3 protein-coding genes are annotated in these 2,664 nt (G+C 72.8%); all 3 read right to left on the reverse strand.

Annotation, left to right across the window (positions count from 1 at the left end; all coding sequences use genetic code 11):
- Window positions 1-32 precede the first annotated feature (32 nt).
- The 3 genes from ACJOT3_RS33920 to ACJOT3_RS33930 all read right to left on the reverse strand — a co-directional run bounded on the left by ACJOT3_RS33920 (window position 33) and on the right by ACJOT3_RS33930 (window position 2,328).
- Window positions 33-356, reverse strand: coding sequence for a nuclear transport factor 2 family protein (locus ACJOT3_RS33920; protein ID WP_406977222.1), 324 nt, complete (start codon window positions 354-356; stop codon window positions 33-35).
- Between the two features lie 152 nt (window positions 357-508).
- Window positions 509-1,516 carry an aldo/keto reductase gene (locus ACJOT3_RS33925; protein WP_406977223.1) on the reverse strand — a complete coding sequence of 336 codons (1,008 nt, stop codon included), beginning with the start codon at window positions 1,514-1,516 and terminating at the stop codon, window positions 509-511.
- A gap of 233 nt (window positions 1,517-1,749) precedes the next feature.
- On the reverse strand, window positions 1,750-2,328 hold the full coding sequence (locus ACJOT3_RS33930; protein WP_406977224.1) for an FxsA family protein: 579 nt from the start codon (window positions 2,326-2,328) through the stop codon (window positions 1,750-1,752).
- Window positions 2,329-2,664: the final 336 nt, after the last annotated feature.

Here is a 2,664-nt window from a genome sequence, read left to right on the forward strand (position 1 = left end):
CGGCCGGTGCGGTCACCCCTGGCGGGCCGCGGTCACCCCTCGCGGATGGTCATCCGGGTGATGGTGTCGCCGTCGACGGCGAAGGTGAACGCGCTGGGCCCGTTGGCGTGGTTGGACCGCCAGTCCCCCACCACCCGGACCCCGTCCGGGGTGTCCTCGACCGATTCCACGGTCAGCACCCCCTTGGACCCGATGAACTCCTGCGCGCTCCAGGCCGCGATCTCCTGCCGTCCCAGGAACTCGCGCCCCCAGTCGTCCACCACGGCGTCGTCGGTGAAGGCGTCCAGGGCGGCCTCGTCGTGGGCGTTCACCCGGTCGAAGAACGTCGCCACCGGCTCGGGTATCTGCTTGCTCACTCGGTCTCCTCGGTTTTCAGTCCCGGTCACAGGCCCGGGTACGGCCCTTTCCTCAGCGGATGCTCGCACCGTTCGGTTCGCGACCGCGCCCGCGCAGGACCAAGGTCGGGTAAAACACCGGCCCCCGCGGAGTGACCGGTGATCGTTTCCGATCAGACCGATCGCTCGCTGTCCAGGAACGCCATCTGGGCGGCCATGTAGCGGTCGCCCGACGCTGCCCCGGCGGGGACGGCGGCCTCGATGGCGGCCAGGTCCTGAGCGGACAGGGCCACGTCCCGCGCGCCCAGGGACTCGGCCAGGCGGTCGCGGCGCCGGGCGCCCACCAGCGGAACGATGTCCGGCCCGCGGGAGGCGACCCAGGCGATGGCGACCTGGGCGACGGTGGCGCCGAGCTTGTCTGCGACCGCGCGCAGCGCGTCGACCAGGCGCAGGTTGGCGGCGAGGTTCTCCCCCTGGAAGCGGGGGCTGAAGCCGCGGAAGTCGCCGGCGGCCAGGGCCCGGTCCGGGGTCCAGTGGCCGGAGAGCAGGCCGCGGGAGAGCACCCCGTAGGCGGTGATGCCGATCCCGAGTTCGCGGGCGGTGGGCAGGATGTCGGCCTCGATGCCCCGGGAGATCAGGGAGTACTCGATCTGAAGGTCCGCGATCGGGTGGACGGCCGCGGCCCGGCGCAGGGTCTGCGGCCCCACCTCGGACAGGCCGATGTGGCGCACGTACCCGGCCTCGACCATCTCGGCGATGGCGCCGACGGTGTCCTCGATGGGCACGTCCGGGTCCAGGCGGGCGGGCCGGTAGATGTCGACGTGGTCGGTGCCCAGGCGGCGCAGGGTGTAGGCGAGCCGGTCCCTCACCCCGGCCGGGGTGGTGTCGTAGGGCGCGTGCTGGAACGCGCCGCCGGGCTGCTTGCGGGCGCCGAACTTGACGCTGATGACGGCGTCGTCGCGGTCGCGGGTGCGCAGGGCGTCGCGGATGAGGAGTTCGTTGTGGCCCTCGCCGTAGAAGTCGCCGGTGTCGAGCAGGGTGATCCCGGCGTCCAGGGCGGCGTGGATCGTGGCGATGCTCTCGGCCTCGTCGGCCGGACCGTACAGGTCGGACATGCCCATGGTGCCCAGGCCCAGGGCGGAGACGACAGGGCCGGTGGTGCCGAGCGCGCGCTCGTTCATGCGTTTCCCTTCCCTGGCGGATCGCGGATCGACCCGCTGGTATCGCTGATAACGAGTTCACCGTACCAGCGATTCCAATCAGGGGAAACAATTTTCTGTTATCAGCGATAAAACCAGGGCGTGGAGACAGGACGGGGCCCGCCGAGGGACGGACGCTCGGCGGGCCCCGTCGCTCCCGGCGGGCCGGGAGGGAGGTTGGTCCTGCTGGTTCTGCCGGTTCTGCCGGGTTCCGGCTAGTTCCGGCCCTGCTCGGTGTCGTCGGGCTCGAAGTGGCCCTGGATGACCCGGCCGCGCGAGGTCGCGGGGCGCTCCTGCCCGCGGTCGGCACCGGCACCGCCGAACGGGCTCTGTCCCGGCTCGAAGGGGCTCTGGCCTGGGCCGAAGGGGTTCTGGCCGGGCACCCGCACGCCCTGGGCGAGCAGTTCGGCCTCCATCCGGTCCTGCATGCGGCGCATCCGCCGCTGGGCCCAGCCGGTGAACGCCCAGCGCAGCAGCGGGCGGGTGAACGGCAGCACCAGCAGCAGGCCGACCGCCGCGGTGAGGTAGCCCGGGATCACCAGCAGGATGCCGCCGGCCATGAGCATGAGGGGGTCGAGCAGGCCGCCGCGCGGCTGCTGTCCCGAGCGCAGCGCCTCGTCGGCGTCGCGGAAGGCCTTGGTCCCGGCCCGGCGCAGCACCGCCACACCCAGGACCATGAGGGCGACCAGCGAGGCCAGTGTCCATGGGACGCCGATCCAGCCGCCGACCACGATCATGAGCCACACCTCCACGAAGGGCAGCGCCATGAGTGCGAGCACTATCAGGATCGGCATGCGGAACCATCCTCGGGGTCGTCAGGGCCGGTGAGGTCCTCCCTCATCGGGAAGAACGCCCCACCGACCCTCATGGTTCCCCGCAGCGGGCCGTTCACCCGTCGGCTCTGTCTCACCCCGTGACCGGGCGGGCCCCACCCGCCGGCTCACCCGCCGGCACCGCTCACCCCGCGGTCGGGTGCCTCACCCGTCCGCGCAGCCGCGCCTCACCCGTCTGCGCCGTTCACCCCGTGGTCGGGCCCGGGACCGACCGCCCACGCCTGGAGACGATCACCGCGGCGGCGACCGCCGCCAGCCCGACGGCGGCCCGCAGCGCCTCGGGGCCCGCGCCCAGGC

Source organism: Nocardiopsis protaetiae (assembly GCF_045446735.1).
Taxonomy (GTDB): Bacteria; Actinomycetota; Actinomycetes; order Streptosporangiales; family Streptosporangiaceae; genus Nocardiopsis; species Nocardiopsis protaetiae.